At 48.1% G+C, this 19,113-nt stretch carries 15 protein-coding genes; 3 read left to right on the plus strand and 12 right to left on the minus strand.

Annotated features, from left to right (window positions below):
* The first annotated feature begins 320 nt into the window (after window positions 1–320).
* Entirely contained in the window at window positions 321–1,550 is a 1,230-nt protein-coding gene (locus tag OU814_RS04030; protein WP_326498275.1) for a DUF4336 domain-containing protein, read from the plus strand.
* A 53-nt stretch (window positions 1,551–1,603) separates the two neighbouring features.
* Complete coding sequence (locus OU814_RS04035; protein ID WP_268180681.1) at window positions 1,604–2,902, plus strand: MFS transporter; 1,299 nt, start codon at window positions 1,604–1,606, stop codon at window positions 2,900–2,902.
* Window positions 2,903–2,919: 17 nt separating this feature from the next.
* Here the strand turns inward: OU814_RS04035 and OU814_RS04040 are convergent, their stop codons facing one another.
* Together OU814_RS04040 and OU814_RS04045 are read right to left on the minus strand one after the other, a co-directional pair.
* Window positions 2,920–3,705, minus strand: a complete 786-nt coding sequence (locus OU814_RS04040) for an isoprenyl transferase (protein WP_268180684.1) — start codon at window positions 3,703–3,705, stop codon at window positions 2,920–2,922.
* 12 nt (window positions 3,706–3,717) lie between these two features.
* Window positions 3,718–4,650, minus strand: a complete 933-nt coding sequence (locus OU814_RS04045; protein ID WP_268180686.1) for a ferritin-like domain-containing protein — start codon at window positions 4,648–4,650, stop codon at window positions 3,718–3,720.
* Between the two features lie 187 nt (window positions 4,651–4,837).
* On the opposite strand from OU814_RS04045, the gene OU814_RS04050 reads away from it, so the two are divergent.
* Window positions 4,838–7,213 (plus strand): tetratricopeptide repeat protein, encoded by a 2,376-nt coding sequence (locus OU814_RS04050; RefSeq protein WP_268180688.1) that lies wholly within the window; start codon window positions 4,838–4,840, stop codon window positions 7,211–7,213.
* Between the two features lie 137 nt (window positions 7,214–7,350).
* Here OU814_RS04050 and OU814_RS04055 read toward each other — a convergent pair whose 3' ends face one another.
* From OU814_RS04055 to OU814_RS04100, 10 genes are all read right to left on the minus strand, one after another.
* Entirely contained in the window at window positions 7,351–9,525 is a 2,175-nt protein-coding gene (locus OU814_RS04055) for a GumC family protein (protein ID WP_268180690.1), read from the minus strand.
* 57 nt (window positions 9,526–9,582) lie between these two features.
* Window positions 9,583–11,316 carry an SLBB domain-containing protein gene (locus tag OU814_RS04060; protein ID WP_268180692.1) on the minus strand — a complete coding sequence of 578 codons (1,734 nt, stop codon included), beginning with the start codon at window positions 11,314–11,316 and terminating at the stop codon, window positions 9,583–9,585.
* Window positions 11,317–11,545: 229 nt separating this feature from the next.
* Window positions 11,546–12,196, minus strand: coding sequence for a PEP-CTERM sorting domain-containing protein (locus OU814_RS04065; protein WP_268180694.1), 651 nt, complete (start codon window positions 12,194–12,196; stop codon window positions 11,546–11,548).
* 114 nt (window positions 12,197–12,310) lie between these two features.
* A complete protein-coding gene (locus tag OU814_RS04070) occupies window positions 12,311–13,636 on the minus strand; it encodes a glycosyltransferase family 4 protein (protein ID WP_268180696.1) in 1,326 nt (441 codons plus the stop codon).
* 89 nt (window positions 13,637–13,725) lie between these two features.
* Complete coding sequence (locus OU814_RS04075) at window positions 13,726–14,577, minus strand: hypothetical protein (protein ID WP_268180698.1); 852 nt, start codon at window positions 14,575–14,577, stop codon at window positions 13,726–13,728.
* 74 nt (window positions 14,578–14,651) lie between these two features.
* On the minus strand, window positions 14,652–15,377 hold the full coding sequence (gene hpsJ-A / locus OU814_RS04080) for an HpsJ-like protein, cyanoexosortase A-associated (protein ID WP_268180700.1): 726 nt from the start codon (window positions 15,375–15,377) through the stop codon (window positions 14,652–14,654).
* 40 nt (window positions 15,378–15,417) lie between these two features.
* Window positions 15,418–16,104, minus strand: coding sequence for a cyanoexosortase A system-associated protein (locus OU814_RS04085; RefSeq protein WP_268180702.1), 687 nt, complete (start codon window positions 16,102–16,104; stop codon window positions 15,418–15,420).
* 2 nt (window positions 16,105–16,106) lie between these two features.
* Complete coding sequence (crtA, locus tag OU814_RS04090; RefSeq protein ID WP_268180704.1) at window positions 16,107–16,964, minus strand: cyanoexosortase A; 858 nt, start codon at window positions 16,962–16,964, stop codon at window positions 16,107–16,109.
* 106 nt (window positions 16,965–17,070) lie between these two features.
* Window positions 17,071–17,880 carry a hypothetical protein gene (locus OU814_RS04095; RefSeq protein WP_268180706.1) on the minus strand — a complete coding sequence of 270 codons (810 nt, stop codon included), beginning with the start codon at window positions 17,878–17,880 and terminating at the stop codon, window positions 17,071–17,073.
* A 159-nt stretch (window positions 17,881–18,039) separates the two neighbouring features.
* The gene (locus tag OU814_RS04100) at window positions 18,040–18,780 is read right to left on the minus strand and encodes a PEP-CTERM sorting domain-containing protein (RefSeq protein WP_268180708.1); all 741 of its coding nucleotides are present in this window, start codon (window positions 18,778–18,780) and stop codon (window positions 18,040–18,042) included.
* Window positions 18,781–19,113 lie beyond the last annotated feature (333 nt).

Consider the following 19,113-nt stretch of genomic DNA (forward strand, 5'->3'; position numbering starts at 1 on the left):
TAAGTGAGTTGAGTGAGGCAGCTTTTCAGAATGCGTATCTAATGCTCTCTACGATTTATTTTTTGTCTTATGCAAGTGCGAGTTGAAATCGTCTGAAGCTCGATCGTCATCGCAAATTGTGTGAACACAGGCTCCCATCGCGCTATCAGACTTGCCTCCTGCCCGTCTTTGCGAAGATGGCGAGGGATCTCCGCCACAAGGCACTATCTGCACGCTTTTCAAAAGAATCGCAAAGTTGTCTAAACTTTAGAGCTAAAGAAATTCAATTGCTGCGATCAGGGCAGTAAAAATAGAAAAGGAAGTGTTGCAGGAGCGATCGCATGATGCCCGGTCGGGGAGCCAAATCAAAAAAACTACTCCAACATTCACCACCGGATCAGCGCGACTGGTCTTGGTTCTTCTGGTTCACCTTGCCACTTTACCCCTACAGCAAGCGCCGAACCAGTTGTCGGGAAATTGTGGAGAACACAATCTGGAGCTTTGAACAACTTCATGGCATTCTCTATACGGTGACTCCGATTCGGATGACGGTCGTGCGTCTCGAAGCTGGAGGGTTACTCGTTTATGCGCCTGTTGCTCCCACGCCCGAATGTTTGCGTTTGGTCAAAGCCTTGGTCGCAGAGCACGGTGATGTGAAGTATATTCTGCTGCCGACCGCTTCAGGGCTAGAGCATAAAGTGTTTGTCGGCCCGTTTGCGCGGTGTTTTCCAACGGCTCAAGTGTTCGTTGCGCCGCATCAGTGGAGCTTTCCGGTAAATCTTCCCCTGAGTTGGCTAGGCTTTCCCAAGGATCGCACCCAGATTCTGCCGCAAGATAGCAAGCTTGCTCCGTTTGCTGACGAATTTGATTATGCAGTCCTCGATATTGATCTCGGTCGGGGATCGTTTGTAGAAGTAGCAGTACTGCACAAAGCATCACGATCGCTGTTGCTGACCGATACCCTTCTTTCAATCTCCGAAGACCCACCTACGATCGCTCAACTCGATCCCTATCCCTTACTCTTTCATGCTAGAGAAGATGCGGCGGAACCCATCGAAGATACTGAAGCGAATCGGCGCAAAGGATGGCAGCGCATTGCTCTATTTGCCGTGTATTTCCGTCCCGCAACGCTCGAACCGATTGGACTCAAGCAAGCAGTTCGCGAGGCACTGAAAGCACCGAATCGCACAAGAAAAGCCTATTTTGGGTTATTTCCCTGGCGATGGCAAGCCGATTGGCAGCGATCGTTTCAGGCACTCCGCGCCAACGGACGACCCTTTGTGGCTCCCATCTTACAGACGCTAATTTTGCCGCAAGCCCCGCAGCAGGTGATTGAGTGGGCAAATCAAATTGCCACTTGGGAGTTTTGCCGGATTATTTCTTGCCATTTTGACGCACCCATTGCAGCAACACCCTCTCAGTTCCGGCAAGCCTTCACCTTTTTAGAGCCATCTGAAACGAATCTCGTGGCGCTGCCCGAAACCGATGTTGCCTTTATTAAGAGCATTGAAACGAAGCTGCTAGAGCTAGGCATTGCCACCCTGCCGCCAGAAAACGATATATCCTATTGAGGAACCTAGCTCCTGCTGGGCAACACAACTTCTCGTTTCTCGCGAGCTTTTTCATGTCTCCTACTCTAACGCTGCGGCAAACTCTCCTCTATAGTTGCACTTCGATCGGCATCAATTTGATCAATACCTCTGTTTCTACCTGGCTACTCTATTACTACGCGCCACCTGATACCGCAGGGGTGCAATATCTCTCGGTTGCAGTCGTCGGTACATTGCTGGCGATCGGTCGAGTTTGGAATGCCATCATTGACCCTTGGATTGGACATTGGAGCGATGTTACTCGCAGTCGATGGGGGCGACGTAAACCCTTTTTGATGGTGGGTAGCGTCATCACACTATTCTCGCTGCTGTTGCTTTGGATGCCTCCGACTGCACAGCCTAGTCTGCTGAATGCGATCTACTTTCTTACGATGACGATCGTCTTTTATACAGGGATTAGTCTAGTTGGTGTTCCGTACGATGGCAGCTTGGCTGAACTCGCAACAACGGCAGCGGAGCGGGTTCGTCTCAGCATGTGGAAGAACATTTTTGGCATCGTTGGTGTGTTGGCAGGTGCAGTGATCGCAAGTGTGGTTTATGGTCGCTGGGGTGCAGTGGCAATGGGGGCGGTCATTGGAGTGATCGGGCTAGTGACGGCGGGACTCACGGTGCAGGTACTCCCAGAGCATCCAAAACACAATGCCACCGTGACGATGAGCTTTGGGCAAAGTCTTCGCGCAATGTTCCAAAATCGACCCTTTCTGATTCTCTGTAGCTCGACGATTCTAGTACAGACTGCGTATGCAATGTTGCTGTCGAATCTACCTTACTTTGTCACTCTGATTCTGCGTGAGCCAGAGGCAGCAGTAGGACGATATCAAGCGATCGTAGTAATTGCGATGCTGATTGCTGCGCCGATTTGGAATCGGTTGAGCCGAATTTACCGCGATCGCGCATTGCTGCAAGTCTCTCTGCTAGGGTTCGCACTCACCAGCGCATTACTGACCGGAGTAGGATGGTTTATCAATGTTTCCAGTACGCTCCAAGCTGCGATCGTCTTTGGTATTCTTGGACCTTTTTTGGGCGGATATTTTGTCTTAATTTACGCCATGATGGGAGATGTTGTAGAGCAGGATGCTAAGGTGACAGGACAGCGACGAGAAGCTTTTCATTACAGTATTTTCTCTTTCTCGATCGGGATGGGACTCTCGTTCTCAACTCTGATCATACCGCTCATTTTTTCTCAATATGGTTATTCTCTGGAGAATCCAACAGGGGTTCGGATTGTATTTCTGGTTGCTGCGGTGCTTGTGATATTGAGTGTTATGACCTTACGGGGCTACAGGTTGACAGAGGCTGATACGAAAAGGTGAGCATCAACGATCGAACTTCAGTTTGATACCGCATTCACCAGGGTTTGCGGCACAGTCAAGGCAATCTTTCCAAATCGACGATCGCGGTTTTGATACTGTACTAAAGCATCATGCAGCATTGATCGATCGAAGTCGGGAAACAGCACATCAGTAAAATACAGTTCCGTGTAAGCCATTTGCCAGAGCAGATAGTTACTAAGCCGCATTTCGCCGCTCGTACGAATCAGTAAATCTGGATCAGGCATTCCTGCCGTGTAAAGCTGTTCCTCTAGTCGGGAAGCATCAATATCTGAAGCATCTAACGTTCCCTGCTGCACCTGTTGAGCAAGCTGACGACAGGCAGTCACCAGTTCGTGACGACTTCCATAATTGATTGCAACATTGAGATGAACCGCAGAATTACAAGCCGTTTCCTGTACAGTCCGTTGCATCTCCTGACGGAGCGAGGCAGAAAGACTGGAGATATCCCCAATAAAGGTAATTTTGACTCCTTCGCGCTGCATTTCTGCCAGTTCATGACAGAGGAGTTGTTCAAACAAATTCATGAGGAACTGAACTTCTGAGCGGGGACGGTTCCAGTTTTCGGTAGAAAACGCATAAGCCGTCAGAGTAGGAATTCCCCAATCTTTGCAGCAGCGTAGTAGTTCTTTTAGAGCATTTGCTCCCTTACGGTGTCCAGCGAAGCGAGGCAACCCCCGTCGCGTTGCCCAACGCCCATTCCCATCCATAATGATTGCAATATGGGAAGGCAGTCGCGTCGGATCTAAATTCTTAGGTAAGCTTGAAAAGTCTTGACTACTCATCGTTCAATCTCCCTAGTAACACGGGCTTGCACCCAGTACATCTTGCAAGAATGTGGGCGTGAGCGTTCGATTCCAACGACCCAAGAGACGGAGCGCTTGGATGCAGGTCAATGCAAACGTCCATCGATTTTTCGCAGACCAAGTTTGCCAGGCTAGTACCTGAGTCATGCGATCGAGCGTACCGACTAAACTACTGCGATCGCGTTGATACGTCATTCGTCCTTTTGTGGTTTGAAGTAAACTCCATCCCACTCGCGGTAACGATGAGTTAGGATATGCCCAAACCCCAAAGCCCCAAAACTTTGCCATGTGGTTGATTTCGTCGAGCAGGAGTTCATGTAGTACAGCGTGTAAAGCTCCGGTCGTCTGTGCCATCAACCAAAGGTAAAGACACGCTGCCCCGTATTCTGTTGCCACTCGATGCAATCCGTGACGGTAAAGCGAGATCGCGGGATCACTCACCGATTGATAAGCTCGAACTGTGTGAGGCTCGACAATCGGTTTTTCAGACGTGAGTTGTGTATAAACTTTCAGCAATGCAGGCGTGTGCTGCCGCTCTTCTTTTTCCCAAAGACCTGGTTCGAGCAATTTCCCGTCTGCCGACACAACTCCGCCCACAAAGCGAGCCATCCGAGCATCGATCGGTTCTAAATACTGGCGACTGGTTTGGGTGTAGTCTCGAATCGGCGCTTCTGTGTTAATTGCACCCCTTAAAATTGACAGGAATACCTCAGGATCGATGCCAACAATTTGATTAACAGAGATCGCCTGCCAATCGATCGAGTTCCAAGGGCGAGGTTGGGGATGATGAAACTGATGGGGTAAGTCCTGAAGCCGATCGTTTAAGTGAGCGATCGAAAAATAATGATTGAGCAGTTCCCGTAAATGCGGCTGAAGATCAGAACTTGATGGAGTGTGATGCAGCAGTGGAGAATCAATTGTCATAAAGTAATTTTGTAGTAGATTCAGTTTCGGTCGCCTACAGCCTAAGCAATCCCGCTGGTTCGTGTCAGTCGGTGAGAGTCGGGAATTGAATCTGTGCAGAAGTCGGAAAAGTCGGAAAGTTGGAGGGAGAGACAGAGACTAGCCCGACCGATTAGAATGGATAGAACTCTTGATCAATGATTCCGCAATGGAAGCTGAAACTGCACTGGCGTGGGTGGATCAGCTACTCGCTCGAAAAACTGGGAAACGTCTTAGCGTCTTACAAAGAGACATTCTGAGCAAGGTGCTACGCGGGCAAAAATATTTGGAGATTGCAGCGCACTCGGGTTACACAGAGGGACACATTAAAGATGTGAGTGCCCATCTCTGGAAATTGCTGTCTGGGCTATTGGGTGAGCGAATTACTAAAAGTACCTGTCGAGCAGTGCTAGCGCAGTATTCGCAGCCATTATTTGAGGTTTCGGCAACATTTCTACCTGCACCGTCTCCGATCGACGATCGCAGATCAAGCAATCTTCTAGGGCGTGAAGGTGCGATCGCAGATCTCGATCGTCTGATTCAGCAAGGCTGCAAAGTCATTGTCATTCAAGGTGAAGGCGGTTTAGGCAAAACAACGCTGGCACAGCACTATCTCCAGACTCAGGGGTTTGAACAAGTGCTGGAATTGTTAATCGCTAAAGAAAGTCAGAACATTACTTCGGCTGAACGAATTGTCGAAGAGTGGTTAAAACAAGACTTTCAACAAGAAGCCGGATCGGAATACGGAATTTCGCTCGGACGCTTAAAGCGCCAACTGCACCAACGGCGCATCGGAATCTTGATTGACAATCTCGAACCTGCGCTCGATTCAGAAGGGCGATTGATTCCACCGCATCGAGCTTATGTCGAGTTGCTACGAGTTCTAAGCGATGCCGGAGTGCAAGCAGTTACTCTGATCACGAGTCGCGATCGTCTGTGTGAGCCTGATTTAGCAGTCGAACACTATCGTCTACCTCGACTCGATCTCACCGCATGGCAAACTTTTTTCAGCCGCTCCATGTCGATCGATGCTGTGACACTTGAGCAGATGCACCGAGCTTATGGCGGGAATGCCAAAGCAATGGGGATTTTATGTGGTGCAATTCGTGAAGACTTCGATCGAGACATGGCAGCCTACTGGCAGGAACATCGACAGGACTTGCTCGCAACGCGAGATCTGAAAAATCTTGTGATTAGTCAGATCAATCGTCTGCAAGCGCTCGATCCGGTTGCCTATCAGTTGCTCTGTCGATTGGGATGCTACCGATATCAAGAAATTCCAGCCATTCCCTCTGAAGGAATGCTCTGTTTGCTTTGGGATGTACCCCCGGATCAACAACGACAGGTACTCACCTCACTGCGAAATCGATCGCTAGTCGAGTGCGAACATGGCAAATACTGGCTGCATCCTGCCATTCAAGCCGAAGCCATCGCTCGACTGCGAAAAAGTTCAGATTGGGAAATCGCCCACCGCAAAGCCGCAGAATTTTGGACGACTCAGGTTTTGACGATCGAGACTGTTCAAGACGCGCTACAAGCCCTGCAAGCCCACTACCACTACCTTGAGATCCAGGACTTTGAAGCGGCAGCGGGTGTGATTCTCAAAAGCCGCACCAATCAATGGCGGCAATTTTTACCTCTCGGTAGCACGCTTTACCGAATGGGGTTGTTACAACCTGTTCTAAGCGCGATCGTGCAAGTGATTCCGAATCTTGAAAATCCTGCCAAACTCAGCGAACTTCACAATATTCTGGGAGATTTGTACTGGATTACGGGTCGCATTCAAGACGCGATCGCTTGTCAGGAAAAAACAATCGCTCTAATTGGGACTGCTGAGCAAAAACGTTCTGCTGCCCCATCCAGTCAGCACACCGCTTACTACTTCCAAATGCTAAAAGTTGATGCTCTGCTCAGCATCGGACTCTATCAGATGGATCTTTGGGAATTAGAAATGGCGGCTCAATCCTTCCAGCAAGTGATTGATCTGGCGCAGAACACCGCTCATCATCCCTGGGCAGAAAAAGCAGCCGTCTGTTTAGCCCTGACCTATTCCTATTTGGAACGATTTGAGGCGGCTTATCACTTAGCAGAAGCAGCTTATCAATCGATCGTCACTGAGAAATTAGTCGAACAAAGCGGACGATTCGCCTATTTCATTCAAATGTTAGGGCAAACCTATACGAATCTAGGAGAATTTGAGCGAGCCAAGGCAATGTACGATCGCGCCCTAGAATTTGCAGAGGAAAGTCATTACACCCAAGTCAAAGCAAAGACGCTGAGTGGACTTGCAGAACTTTGTCGCTGCCAAAATGCTTTAGATGCTTCACTGATGTACCACACGCAGGCAATTGCCCTACTTGAAACGATTGGAGCAATGTGTGATTTAGCAAACGCCTATTGCCAACTCGGATTAACTTATCAAGCAAGTGGTCGATCGCAACTGTGCCAAAACTCTTTAGAACAGGCATTACGGCTGTTTGGACAAATGCAAGCAACAAGGCAAGTTGAAAAGGTTCGATCGCAAACTCGATTTGACGATCGCTAAAGCGCTTCTGCAAGCGTAGGATGATGGACATTCAATAAGGCTCTAGAAATAGACTCTGGAGCCTTAAATTTTCAAATGACTTCTGTCATAATTTCTTGATATTTGGGAGTTTCAGAAGCATCGAAGCAGAGAATTGTTTAATTCTCGATCGCACTGGTCGCAACTGGACGTTCGGTATAGCCTTGGGATATTCCATAAGCTTGTCCGCGTGTTCCATTCGCAACAATCCCTAAAATTGGAATGTGAGCCGTTTCTAGATTCTCGATCGCATCCATCACAGCGGAGCGAATGGTCTTTCTCAAAGTCGCAACCAGAATCAGTCCGCCTGCTTGGGAGGCAAGTAGGCTACTATCCGCAAGGTTGAGAACCGGAGGCGTGTCATAAATCACTAGATCAAATGCAGCTTGTAAGTCCTCCATTAAAACTTGCATTTTTTGGCTCGAAAGTAATTCAGTGGGTTCGTCCGGAATTGGTCCAGAAGGCAACACAAACAATCCACCCCGACCTGCAATTCGCATTAGGGCACTTCCGTCTTGCGCTTGAGGTGTAATCGGGTTAATCACGCTGTTAAAGTCGAAATTGTCGAGCAATAGATCGCTCAAGCCTATCTGATTGGGCAGGTCTAACAAGGTGCTAATTTGAGGACTGCGAAGATCCGCATCCACGAGCAAAACTCTTTGTCCCATTGCTGCCGCCGCTTGAGCAAGAAACAGAGAAATCGTGGATTTGCCGTCTCCGGATTGAGCTGAACTAATGACGATCGATTTTCTGGGCGATTTCGCGTTGAGGTGACGAATTGTGGTGTTGAGCGATCGAAATGCCTCAGAAAATAGAAACTGCATTGAAGAGTTAGCAGCATTGGAGCGATTGAGCATGGCACTCCAACCTGAACTTTCATACAGCGAGGGATAGTGAGGAATTGCTCCGAGTAGGGGTAGTTTTGCTTGCCTTTTTAGATCAGAGGACGATCGGAATGTGTTGTCGAGTTTTTCGAGCAGAAAGGCAACCGCTGCCGCTGCAAGTAATCCGGTCAGTGCACCGACCAGTAAGTTCTGAGGGGTAGACGTTAGCGGAACTTGGGGACTGCCAGGTGGGGTAATTAACTGCCAGGAAACTGTTTTTTGAGCGACTTCAGCCTGGAACATTTCTCGCATTTGCAACAAGCGATTGAGGCTTTCTGTAGCGACTGTCAGTTCACGCTGAAGATCGGTGAATTGACGCGAGGTGATTGGGAGTTGTTGAGCTTGTTGCTGCCAGTACTGAGTCGCATTGTCGATCGCAGAAAGTCGGACTCGTAGAATTGCCATTTGACTCTCGATCGCGGAAAGTCGATCACCTAACACTCGACCCGCTTCTTGACGGAGCAGAGGTAACAATCGATCGCGCTGTTTCTGTAAGGCATTTAAGGTGGGATTATCACCCCGGAAACGAGCTTGCTCGATCGCGATTCGACGCTCTAACGCTTGAAGTTCACTTAGGAATTGTTGATAAGACTGAGCCTGAGATAACGCGACTCTTGCACCCGATTGATCTGCAAGACTGTTGTAAGCCTGCTGCACTTCCGCAAGCTGATTACTCACTTCTAATCGTTGTTGTTCTAAAGCAGTCAGTTGACTATCGACCTGACCTGATTTTGTTTGAGGATCAACGATCGTGTTTTGCTGTCGAAAAGCTTGAAGTTGACGCTGTAGGACATCAACGCGATTTTGTGTTGTCTTGAGTTGATCATTGACAAACTCAACGCCTTGACGCAAGTTACTTTGTCGCTCTTGCTGGCTATACCGCAAATAGCCTTCGGCAACTTTATCCAGTACAAACTTGACTCTTTGAGCATCTGAGTCTTGATAGCTGACTTCGATAAGTTTCGATTGTGGAGGCTGTGTCACTGTGAGTCCGGACACCAATACTCCATAGTTAAATCCGGGATACTGTGCCTGAATTTTTTGTGAGATCGGCTCTAGAATTTTGGGACTGCGAAGAATTTGGATTTGCGATCGGTAGTCCAAGCCGCTAGGATTAGCTGCTCCTGTGAGTCTAGGCAACGCTTGATTATCGGTGATCGGCTCAACCAGCAATTGAAAAGCACTGCTATACGTTGGCTGTCTGGTAAAGGACTGATACCAACTAATGCCAGAGACGACACTTGCCACCCCAACTATGACGATCGCACGTCGTCGCACAACATCAAGAATGGGTGCTAAGCTCCAACCGCCCTCTTCAGTCGGGGGAGCAGAAGTCGAGGGATAAGTCAGGATTGGCAGTAACTTCCCATTCGCCTCAGCAGATGCGGGGGAGGAGTTGGTGTTTTTCACGGGGCAAGATGGATAAACAATTCACAAAGGTGGAACATAAGCATTTGCACAGGTGAACTAACGTAGGAAAAAGCCGAACGGTAAGATTTTTCCAAGAAACCCGCCGACCCGATCCAAGCTGTCTTCGAGTTTTGCGCCACCAGAACGATCGACTAAAATCACGTCGTTATTCCGCAGAATGGGATTGCCTTTTTCATCTATACCACGGGCGAAATCGATCGCGATAGCTTGGCGCGATACCGTGCCGTCTGGATTGAGTCGGAGCAGTTGAACCGATCGGCGATTGGCGCGACGATTGAAGCCTCCAGCCGATAAGAGTGCTTGATTGAGCGGACTGTTGGGAGGAACTTGGACGGCTCCAGGAGATTCGACTTCTCCGACGATGTTGACTCGAATTGCAGTTGGCGCAAAGGTAGAGCCACCAACTTGAGTGACTTCCGCAGCAGTGAGCGCAGTTCCTTTTGGAATGACGATCGTATCTCCTTGTTGCAGCACGAGATCTTGAGTGGCATCACCACTAGATAAGAGTTGCCACAGATTGAGGCGCTTGGTTTGAGTGGTTCCAGTGCGAGTCGATCGACGAACTTCAACTTCGCGCACATTGGCAAGGGCGGTGATGCCTCCAGCCTGTTGAATGGCTTGACTGAGTGTAGGTAGTCCTCCTGTCGTGGCAGCGAGAACGATCGGTCCCGGTCGCATTACTTCACCAACGACAGTAATATTGAGTGCTTGTTTACTATCGCTTGCAAAGTTAGCGGTTGCGAGTTGTGAGGCTTCTGCGAGGTTAATGTCTGTATTGGTGGGAATCACAATGCTGTCGCCGTCTCGCAGGGTCAGATCTTGCCGTAGATCGCCGGTTTGTGTGAGTTCCCAGAGGTTGGCTTGAATGGTCAAAGCAGTGCCACCCGCTTGAGGACGGCGAATCGCGACTTTACGAGCATTTGCCGCTTGGGTAATGCCGCCTGCTTGCTGAATCAGTTGTGTGAGTGTAGGAAAGCTACTGTTCTCTTGAGTGGTGAGGACGTAAGTACCAGGACGATTGATTTCTCCTGCGATCGCAACTCTCACAGGACGTGCTGCGAGTAAAGTCACATCGATTCTCGGCTGATCAACGATCGGGGCATATTTGGCAGCGATCGCGGCTTGGGCTTGGAGTGGAGTCATTCCTCGCACGGATAAGGGTCCAACGAGATACAGATTGACGATGCCATTGACGAGGACTTGATACTCGCGGCTGTATTCAGGAACGTTGAACAATTCGACTCGAATGCGATCGCCTGCTCCGAGGGTATAAGACGCATCATCGATTTGAGTGGCGGGAACTTCTGGAGCGCTCTGAGCAGGAAGCGGACTTGAGGGTCGAACGGCGAGGGGTTTTGCGGGTTTTGCTTTAGGTTTTGCTTTGGGTTCTGGTACGGATTGGGAGAATAACGATGCAGCGATAATTTGATCGATCGGGATTTGATCGACTCGGATGCGAGAAATTTTCGGTTGAACTGGCGTATTCTGCTGTGAGGCGGGTTTGAGTGGCGGCTGATTTTGCTTATGAGTGGATGGAAGTGGAGTGAACTGAAACGTTTGGGCTTCAGAAATAGCCGCGATCGTTTCTGGAACTGCGATCGAATCAACGGGTTGAACGGACACCGCTGAGGATTTCGGTTTGGTTGGACTGTTTGATGGAGTTTGAGAAGTGTCCGCAGTACTCGCGCTAGTACGTCCCAAACCATAAGCGGTCAGGGCGGTGACAGTACCGAGAACAGCGACAGAAACACGAACAGGAGTAGACTGCATAGATTCAACCACTCGTTAAGCCTGAGCGAAATAAGCAAAGTTTGATACTGACTTTCCTCACTGGGTACTGATACAAGGGTGATCCGGGTTTATCAGGATGAAGCGATCGAAAAACTACAAAGTTTTCATGAAGGGACAGAAGGGTTCTGAGTGTAGATACGCTATAACGTCCCAGCAAAAAACAGTTGGAAGTCCAAAACCTTCCAACTGTTCAATTTTCAGAGAAGCGTTAACCGATCGATTTCTCTTTCTTCTGTTGCTTCTTCCGCATCATTGCGCCAACACCGAGAGCAACACCAGAGCCTACGATCGTAAAGGGTTCTGGTACAGCATTCGGAGCATTCTCAAATTGAGCGTACAAAGTAGCATGAGAAAGATCAGGCTGCCGATTTCCATTATTTAAGAAGTTAGCAGTAGACCAAGTGCCGGATAATGGAGTGCCTGAACCAAAGTGATAGTAAGCGTAATCATTCGCCGCTTTTAGAGCGATGATGAACGAACTAAGCACCTTGCCAGATGGGATTGAGATCCCGCTAATATTCCATGTTCCAGAACCCCCGCTACTAGCAACATTGAACCCACTAACGGTACTCCCCGTAGGTGGAGCAGCAGGGCTATTCACTCTTGCAACTTGATTCCATCCAGTTCCCCAAGCAGCAGATAACCCAGAAACCGTACTGATTTTGCTATTGAGATCAGTTAGTGAATCATTACCATCGTACACACCTGCACAACTATCTGCACCTGATACTACAGCAGAGCAGGGACGAACTGTGCCCGCTCCCCCGTACACCGTAAATGCGGAGGCAGGTTTCACTGCTGTAGTCATTGCAATACTCACCGCTGCTGCCGCGATCGGCAAAACAGAATTAAATCTCATAAATGAATCTCCATTTCATGTTGTTTGATTGATGCTCCCTATGGCAAACTCACCCTGAAAACTTTTGTGCCAAATGATTGATCGCGGAGTCTTGTAGAGGTGCGATCGTTCAAATTACGCTTCTGAAGGAACCGATGGCAAAGAATACTTCAAGTCTTCATGATCGAGAACGGATTGATACACCACATTCGCATACTGTCGAGCAATGATCTCAGGTGTAAACCGAGCTTTCATATAGCGTCGTCCCGATCGACCCATTTGTTCAACTAACTTCGGATTCGCCACCAAACTCCGAATAAAATTCGCGAGTCCTACTCCATCCCCGTTACTAAAACAAGCTCCACATTCCGCTTCATCAAGCATCGATCGAAGATAGGAATGCTCCTCACAAATTGCCGCGATCGGGCGACTTGCAGCCAAAGCAGAATACAACTTACTCGGCGCTACAATCCCTTCCATTCCAGGCTTCACGCTCACGAGCGACAAATCGCACGCAGTCAATGAGAACGGAAGATCCGCCTTATCTTGATAGGGTAAGAGCTTAAAATTGTGCAGGTTTAATCGATCGAGCTTTTCAATCAATTGATCGCGTTGAGCACCACTGCCAATCACCAAAAACTGAACTGGATCATCCCGAAGCTCTTGAGCGGCTGCCACGATCGTTTCAATGTCATGGCACCGCCCCATGTTGCCCGAATACAGCACCACGAATTTATCTACTAAATCATGCTCTTGAGCAAACCAATTCTCATGCTTCGGAATCGGTGTGATCAAACTCGGATCAGCCCAGCTATGAATAATCGCAATTTTGTCAGCTACTTCAGGGCATTTCGCGACAATTCGCGCTTTCATCGAAGAACTCAACACAATGATTCGGGTCGCACGTTTCCAAACTCGTCGGTTCACTGCATCCCATGCCCGCACAATCCAATGATTTGCAGGTTTAATATTTAGCTCCACTGCCACATCTGGATAAAGATCGTAAAGTAAACAGATGTAAGGTATCCCAAACAACCAATTTGCTAGGAAACCAAGAATGGGTAAAAAGGGTGGCGCAGTCGTTAGCATTAACAAATCGCCCCGATTGCGCGATCGCAGCAAATACAATGCCGATCGCAAAACAAACATTAACCCATTCAAAGCCTTGCCACGAATCCGATTGGGAAACAGTTGAGCCGTTCGCGATCGACGGACTAAAAGCTGATGAGATCGCTCGATCGCAGGCGCTTGCGATCGACTAAACGCATAACCAGGTTGACCAGTAAACACCTGCACCGACAATCCTTCTGGTTGCAAGTTACGAGACAATTCCTCGATTAGCTGTCCGGTTGCAGCAAAATCTGGAGGGAAGAACTGCGTCAGAATTGAAAACTGAACTTGAGTAGGTGGAAGTTCCAAAGAACGAGCGGGCGCTGGGACAGTCGTGCCTCTTCTTGTCATACAATCAAACCTTATTTGGGAACGAGAAATCTAATCAACTGGGGCGGAAAGTGACAAAACGTATGACAATCTGAGTGCGAAAATACTGTCTAAATTGAACCCTCTACGGTCATTCGTAGTAGATTTAGAACTTGGGCTTCTTGAGCAGTCAAATCACTTCTGCCTTGAGCGATCGTCGTTTGCTGAGCTTCAAGCGACTGCTTCGCCCAAGTCCTTAGCGCACACCGCTTTGGATAAGCAAACCAAATCATCATTGGACCCACAATAAACATTGCGGCGATGAATGCCCAAGTCCAAGTGAACCAAGGTTTTAGAGCAAGCATTGTGAGAATCAGACTCAAAACCGGGAGATACTCATAAAAGAACTCTAATCGTTTGGTTCTCCGAAGAAGTCTGTTCTTATGACAAGCGATCGGAGCGAGTTGTCGCAGCATTAGCTCCTCGTAGAACTCGTGAATCACTTGTTGATAGTTCGATAATTCCTGACGAAGCGAAGTTTCGTCGCCGTCTAACACTCGTTCTAACAGTAAATCAAAGTTGATCTTGGCAAAAACGCGATCGTAAAGCTTCATGTTCAACGATCGAATGGTTTGTAAATTCGTCTGAAGGCGAGTACCGAGCTTTTCAAACCGCGTCTGTCGTGCTTGAATTTCGTGAAAAACTTGCTGATGGCGATTCCGACAGATTTGGTGATGTGCCCAATGTTCTGGCTGCTGCAAAATTAAATTGAGACTATCCGAAATCTGTAACAATTCGCGGAATGAGCATTGTAGAATTCGGGTCGGTCGCGAGAAAGTCGCGATCGCGCTTACTAGCGAAGCCTGAGTGACTGTTTCGGGACATCTCAGATTCGCGGAATGAACAACAGCGTGTAACAATGCTTGTTCATCAGAACTCAAGTTCAGTTGATGAAAGACCGCTAAATAGTGTGGAGAATTCATCATTATTGTATATGGGGGCGATCAAGCAGTTGACTATTTCGTAACTTACATGAACTATTGAGACTAAAATTCTTTTAACCGCCAACATTCGCAGTAGCGCGCAATCCTGTACGGCGTTTGCGTCTTGACCAGCTACTAAAGCGCCAGAGTGAGAAGAATAAGACGCTAGAAACAAATGCACCGATACCCCATTTGATGGCACTCTTATACAAGGCAGTAGATTGATTCGATTTTGCTGTCTCAGCTTGAGATTTCACGTTATTTCTAACTTGCTCCACCTCGGTGAGAAGCTGATTTTTAAGGTCTGTCGGTGTGTTGACGTTGGCAGGAGGATTGCCTTGACGATTGAGGTTTTGAAGCAGGGCGTTCAGATCTTGTGAACTTGCACTACCGACTCGTTGTTCTAGCTGTTGAAGCTGACTAATTTGGGAATTGACTTGATTGTTGAGTTGGGCAGCATTTTGAACATTGAGGCGCAAGGTCAACATCAAGAGCAACGGAATCATCAAGAGGAACACAACACTTGCAACTAGCGATCCCCAGGATAGAAGTTTGACGATCGCTTTTTCCCAGCGCTGCCGCAAATCGGTTTCGCCAAAAAACACCAGGGGTAATGCCAGCAAGGGGACAGCGACCCGTTCAACGATCGCACCAATAGAGTTAAACGTCCAAGCGACATCAAGCCAGCGAACCGGAAACAGAATATTGAGCCAATCGACGATCGCGAAAATGATCAGACCGTAACCAACAATACGAAAGGCAGCGATCGAGGATAATTCTGAAGAGTCTTGAGATTTCATAGGTTAGAGTTTTTGAGAATAAACGAGTGAGAATGCAGCCCTAAAAACTTTGCAGGCGAGGTTGCCACCACTGATACCACTCTGTCCAAGCTTGTTCGAGCAGTTGATAGGCTTGCTCTGGGGACTTGTTTTGTATCGGGGTTTGGAAATGAACCAGCAAACAGCGAGTATCGCGCAGTTCGGACAGTCCGGCTAACCAGAGAAAGGGACGCTCTGAGAAAACATCGAGATTGCGATTGCGCTGAAACTGCAAATGAGTGAAGGTACTTTCGCCTCGACCGTTGATACAACTACTCAAGTGCGCTTGTTGCTGCTCGACAAAGACTCCATAGTATCCAACCTGGGATTTGTGTCGGATGTCGAGTTCAAGTTGCGCTTTGCTTTTGAGGTAATCAGTGAGAGATTGTAGGGTGGGTTTGACATCGCCATTGCTGCTTGCAAAGTTGTAGACCGTTACCTCGATCGGAGTGCCATCTTTGAGATAGCGATAGCGCCGATTCGGAATCGCATCTTGATCTTTGAGGTTAGGAATGGTGATGCGTTGACTGTCAATGGTTTGCCACCCTGAAAGCGCGATCGTGTTGGGTAGTTCGATCGCCCGGTTATTTATACTGGGAGCCGTTGGTTTCGTCAGGATTAAAGTTCTGCCGAATGTTAAAGTTATGGCTAAGAATGTGAGTGCTAATAATCCGATGCGAGCCGAGTTTTGAGGAATACGATCTTGCATGATTACCAGTCCTCCCATTCTTCAGGATCAGATTCTTCTTGCATCAGCCAGAAATAGCAAATTGCTCCGACGATCGAGACTGCGATCATCGAAAAGACCAGTGATCCATTGCCATCGTGCCAGTAGCCAAAAGCTTCACCATTTCCGGGAGCCGAGAGTACTGCTAGGATCGCAACTCGAATCGCATTGGTGAGAAACGCGATCGCAATTCCAACAATCGGCAAGATCATTCGCTGTATCCAAGTGGTTGGAAACATCAAAAAAGCTAAACCGACGAATTTGAGTACTTGCAGAATCACAACAATGCCAGAACAACCGTGATAAACCTCGATCGAGGCTCCGGTTGACAGCATGATATAGACTCCTTGCCGCTGTACTTCAAAGCCTGAAATCCAGAGCAGGAGAGTTGTAAATCGGGCAGTGATTGGAGAAATTTCGATAAATGCTAAGGCAGTCGGCGGCAATGCTAACAGAATAAAGACGACAAATTCCCGCCAGTACGATCGCAGATGTTTGAACCCTGACGCAAGCAGCGCTAAACCGAGTCCGGTAATCAGTGGGAACAGTCTCAGGAACAGTCCTAGATCGGGCAGGATGTGAATCCGGAGAAGTGCGATCGCGATTAACCCAAATCCGACCAAACTAGCAAGAATACTACTGTTGAATACTAAATCGTCACGTTTTCGCCACACCAGTGAAACAGCCGCCGCCCAAAATACAAAAGCATTCCCTTGAAATTCAGGTAGGTTTCCTTGCCAAACCAGCGAGAGGTGGATTGCCATCAGACCTGCACCGATCGCGAGGAGCCAGTATTTCGGAATTCGCAGCAGTTGAGTGGGATCAGAACGTACAAGTTTCATGAGGGAATCTTACCGAAAACAGGATGCTAATTTAGTGCAGGTACTGATAAGGTTAATCGGGAACACTTACGCGATTTGGCACAGAAAGTCTGCTGCAATGTGCGAACTATGGGCAGGTTGCAGGAGTTGCAGGATTGGTAGATCCAGGACTGAAGCAAACACTATATCCAGAGAAAGGAGTGTTAACTGACCATTGAAGACGCTGAGAAGCATTTCCAGCACTTGTATAATTACTAATTCCGATCGTTGCACTGGCTCCGTTGTTCAAGCTGGTGTTTCCCACATCTAGATCGTTGTAGGCAAACAGAATTTTATTTGAAGTCTCGTAAAGAACTGCTTGGAAAGTTGCACCGTTGTTAGCCTCTGCTCCTGTATTTTGATTTCTAAGATTGTTCCACTGCACAACGAAGCGCCGACTCCCAGCAGTGTCACCTAAAAGACGATAAGTGACATTCGAGCCATCAGATGGCTGTCCTTGTGTTCTCCAATCGTCCCAAAGGACTGCGATCGTTGGTGCACTAACTGCAACTTGCTCTAAGTTGACATTTGCTCCGCTAGTAATTGGATTATTGCCAAAAGACAGAACCCCATCAACTCCGATGTTGATATTAGTGTAGGTTGCACCAAAGAAGTTGAAGCTTATGCCAAGCGAAACTGCTGCCGCCCCGCTTTGTACATTGTTATTAGTGAAAGCTAGTGTGCCACTCGTTAAATTTTGAAATGGAACGACAGAAGGAGAGTAGGCAGTGGCAGTATACGTTCCTCCTGTGATAGTTTGTGCACCAGCAGATTTTAGTGAGCTAAGAATTCCAACGCCTGCTAATACAGCTGTGAGGGCGGTGAATGAACTGAGATTGCCGATCGTAAATAGAGACAGCGCGATCGACATTAACGATCGCTTTAACGTAACCCTCATGAGATTTCCCCAAACCAAGATAACATCAGGATGAACCCACAATAGGATCACGATCGTGCTGCAAAGTTTGGAACACGATCGTTGATCTGTTATTCGCCTGATAGAACACCCTGATGTGCGATCGCAAATAGTTGAAGCGATCGCGATGATTCAATCGAGTTAGTCCACTTTCTGGGCTGCCAATTGACGCTTTTTGCGCTTCCGCTGCATCATGCCACCGACACCCAAAGCTGCCGCACCCCCCAACATCGTGAATGGTTCAGGCACAGCAGAGAAGCCAGTCGCAATGCTATAGCCCCCATTTGTACGTTGTCCGCCCCAACCGAGCAGAAGACCAGCCACTGAAATGTTCGGAGTCCGATTCGGTCCACCAATTCCTAAGAAGTAATTGCCGGCAGACAACACCAGCGGCGAAATCGTCGAACTTCCTCCTGCAAGCTGTTGAATCGTATTTGGAGCGGTTTCTCTAAACAACCAAAGCGTTGGACTCACCAACCCTGCGATTGTCTGTCCTCTAATTGCAGCAGGTAGAAAATTCGAGTTTGGAATTGTGAAACCTCTGAGTGTTGCAGTCGCATTAAAGGTGAAAGCATTTGACAAGCTAAATCTAAACAAGTCAGTGCCCGTTTCGCTGAGTGAAAATGGAGAAATCGCTCCTAAGATCGTGTTGCTCGCATTGGGAGCGCCAAGGTTGAGTGCATTGCTGAGAGTATCTGCCGCGTCGCTCGTTAGCCCTTGACTATTTGGAATCGTAACGTTAACAATCGGAATCGTTGTTGTCGATTCGCCGTTTGCAACTGTAAATGCTTGAGCAGAACCGATCGAGCCAAGCGTCGCGATCGCAGTTCCAGCCGCAGCCAGCCCGAATCGCTGAATTGAAGTTGACAAATTGAAAGACATAACTTGCCCTAAGTGATGATCATTAAATTGCATCTGCGTGAACGTCCCTGCTGAATAGATGCAATGAGCAGAGGTCATTCGCCTAGCATCACCCTGAGCGTGAAACCGCGATGCGATCGCAGTTCCGCAAAAACCGATTCAGTATAATTACAGCGTATCTATGTAGCTGACACCCATATCACATATCCTGAAATACTGTATATCAGTATGTGCCAGAAGCTCACGTGTAAAAGCGAACTTCACGCAAACTTTATACCAACACTGTAAGGCAAAGCCTCCGTAATCGCCCCATTCAATTCATTAATCTTTTACAAAGAATACACGATTTTCTCC

The sequence above is a fragment of the Leptolyngbya sp. GGD genome (genome assembly GCF_026735145.1).
Classification (GTDB): Bacteria; Cyanobacteriota; Cyanobacteriia; order Leptolyngbyales; family Leptolyngbyaceae; genus Leptolyngbya; species Leptolyngbya boryana.

Excerpts from the sequence above, each read along its gene's own strand:
- OU814_RS04065 (WP_268180694.1), bottom strand. The coding sequence starts at position 12,196 with ATGAGATTTAATTCTGTTTTGCCGATCGCGGCAGCAGCGGTGAGTATT.
- crtA (WP_268180704.1), bottom strand. The coding sequence starts at position 16,964 with ATGAAACTTGTACGTTCTGATCCCACTCAACTGCTGCGAATTCCGAAA.
- OU814_RS04075 (WP_268180698.1), bottom strand. The coding sequence starts at position 14,577 with ATGAATTCTCCACACTATTTAGCGGTCTTTCATCAACTGAACTTGAGT.
- OU814_RS04040 (WP_268180684.1), bottom strand. The coding sequence starts at position 3,705 with ATGAGTAGTCAAGACTTTTCAAGCTTACCTAAGAATTTAGATCCGACG.
- OU814_RS04060 (WP_268180692.1), bottom strand. The coding sequence starts at position 11,316 with ATGCAGTCTACTCCTGTTCGTGTTTCTGTCGCTGTTCTCGGTACTGTC.
- OU814_RS04050 (WP_268180688.1), top strand. The coding sequence starts at position 4,838 with ATGGAAGCTGAAACTGCACTGGCGTGGGTGGATCAGCTACTCGCTCGA.
- OU814_RS04085 (WP_268180702.1), bottom strand. The coding sequence starts at position 16,104 with ATGCAAGATCGTATTCCTCAAAACTCGGCTCGCATCGGATTATTAGCA.
- OU814_RS04030 (WP_326498275.1), top strand. The coding sequence starts at position 321 with ATGATGCCCGGTCGGGGAGCCAAATCAAAAAAACTACTCCAACATTCA.
- OU814_RS04070 (WP_268180696.1), bottom strand. The coding sequence starts at position 13,636 with ATGACAAGAAGAGGCACGACTGTCCCAGCGCCCGCTCGTTCTTTGGAA.
- OU814_RS04100 (WP_268180708.1), bottom strand. The coding sequence starts at position 18,780 with ATGTCTTTCAATTTGTCAACTTCAATTCAGCGATTCGGGCTGGCTGCG.
- OU814_RS04035 (WP_268180681.1), top strand. The coding sequence starts at position 1,604 with ATGTCTCCTACTCTAACGCTGCGGCAAACTCTCCTCTATAGTTGCACT.
- OU814_RS04095 (WP_268180706.1), bottom strand. The coding sequence starts at position 17,880 with ATGAGGGTTACGTTAAAGCGATCGTTAATGTCGATCGCGCTGTCTCTA.
- OU814_RS04045 (WP_268180686.1), bottom strand. The coding sequence starts at position 4,650 with ATGACAATTGATTCTCCACTGCTGCATCACACTCCATCAAGTTCTGAT.
- hpsJ-A (WP_268180700.1), bottom strand. The coding sequence starts at position 15,377 with ATGAAATCTCAAGACTCTTCAGAATTATCCTCGATCGCTGCCTTTCGT.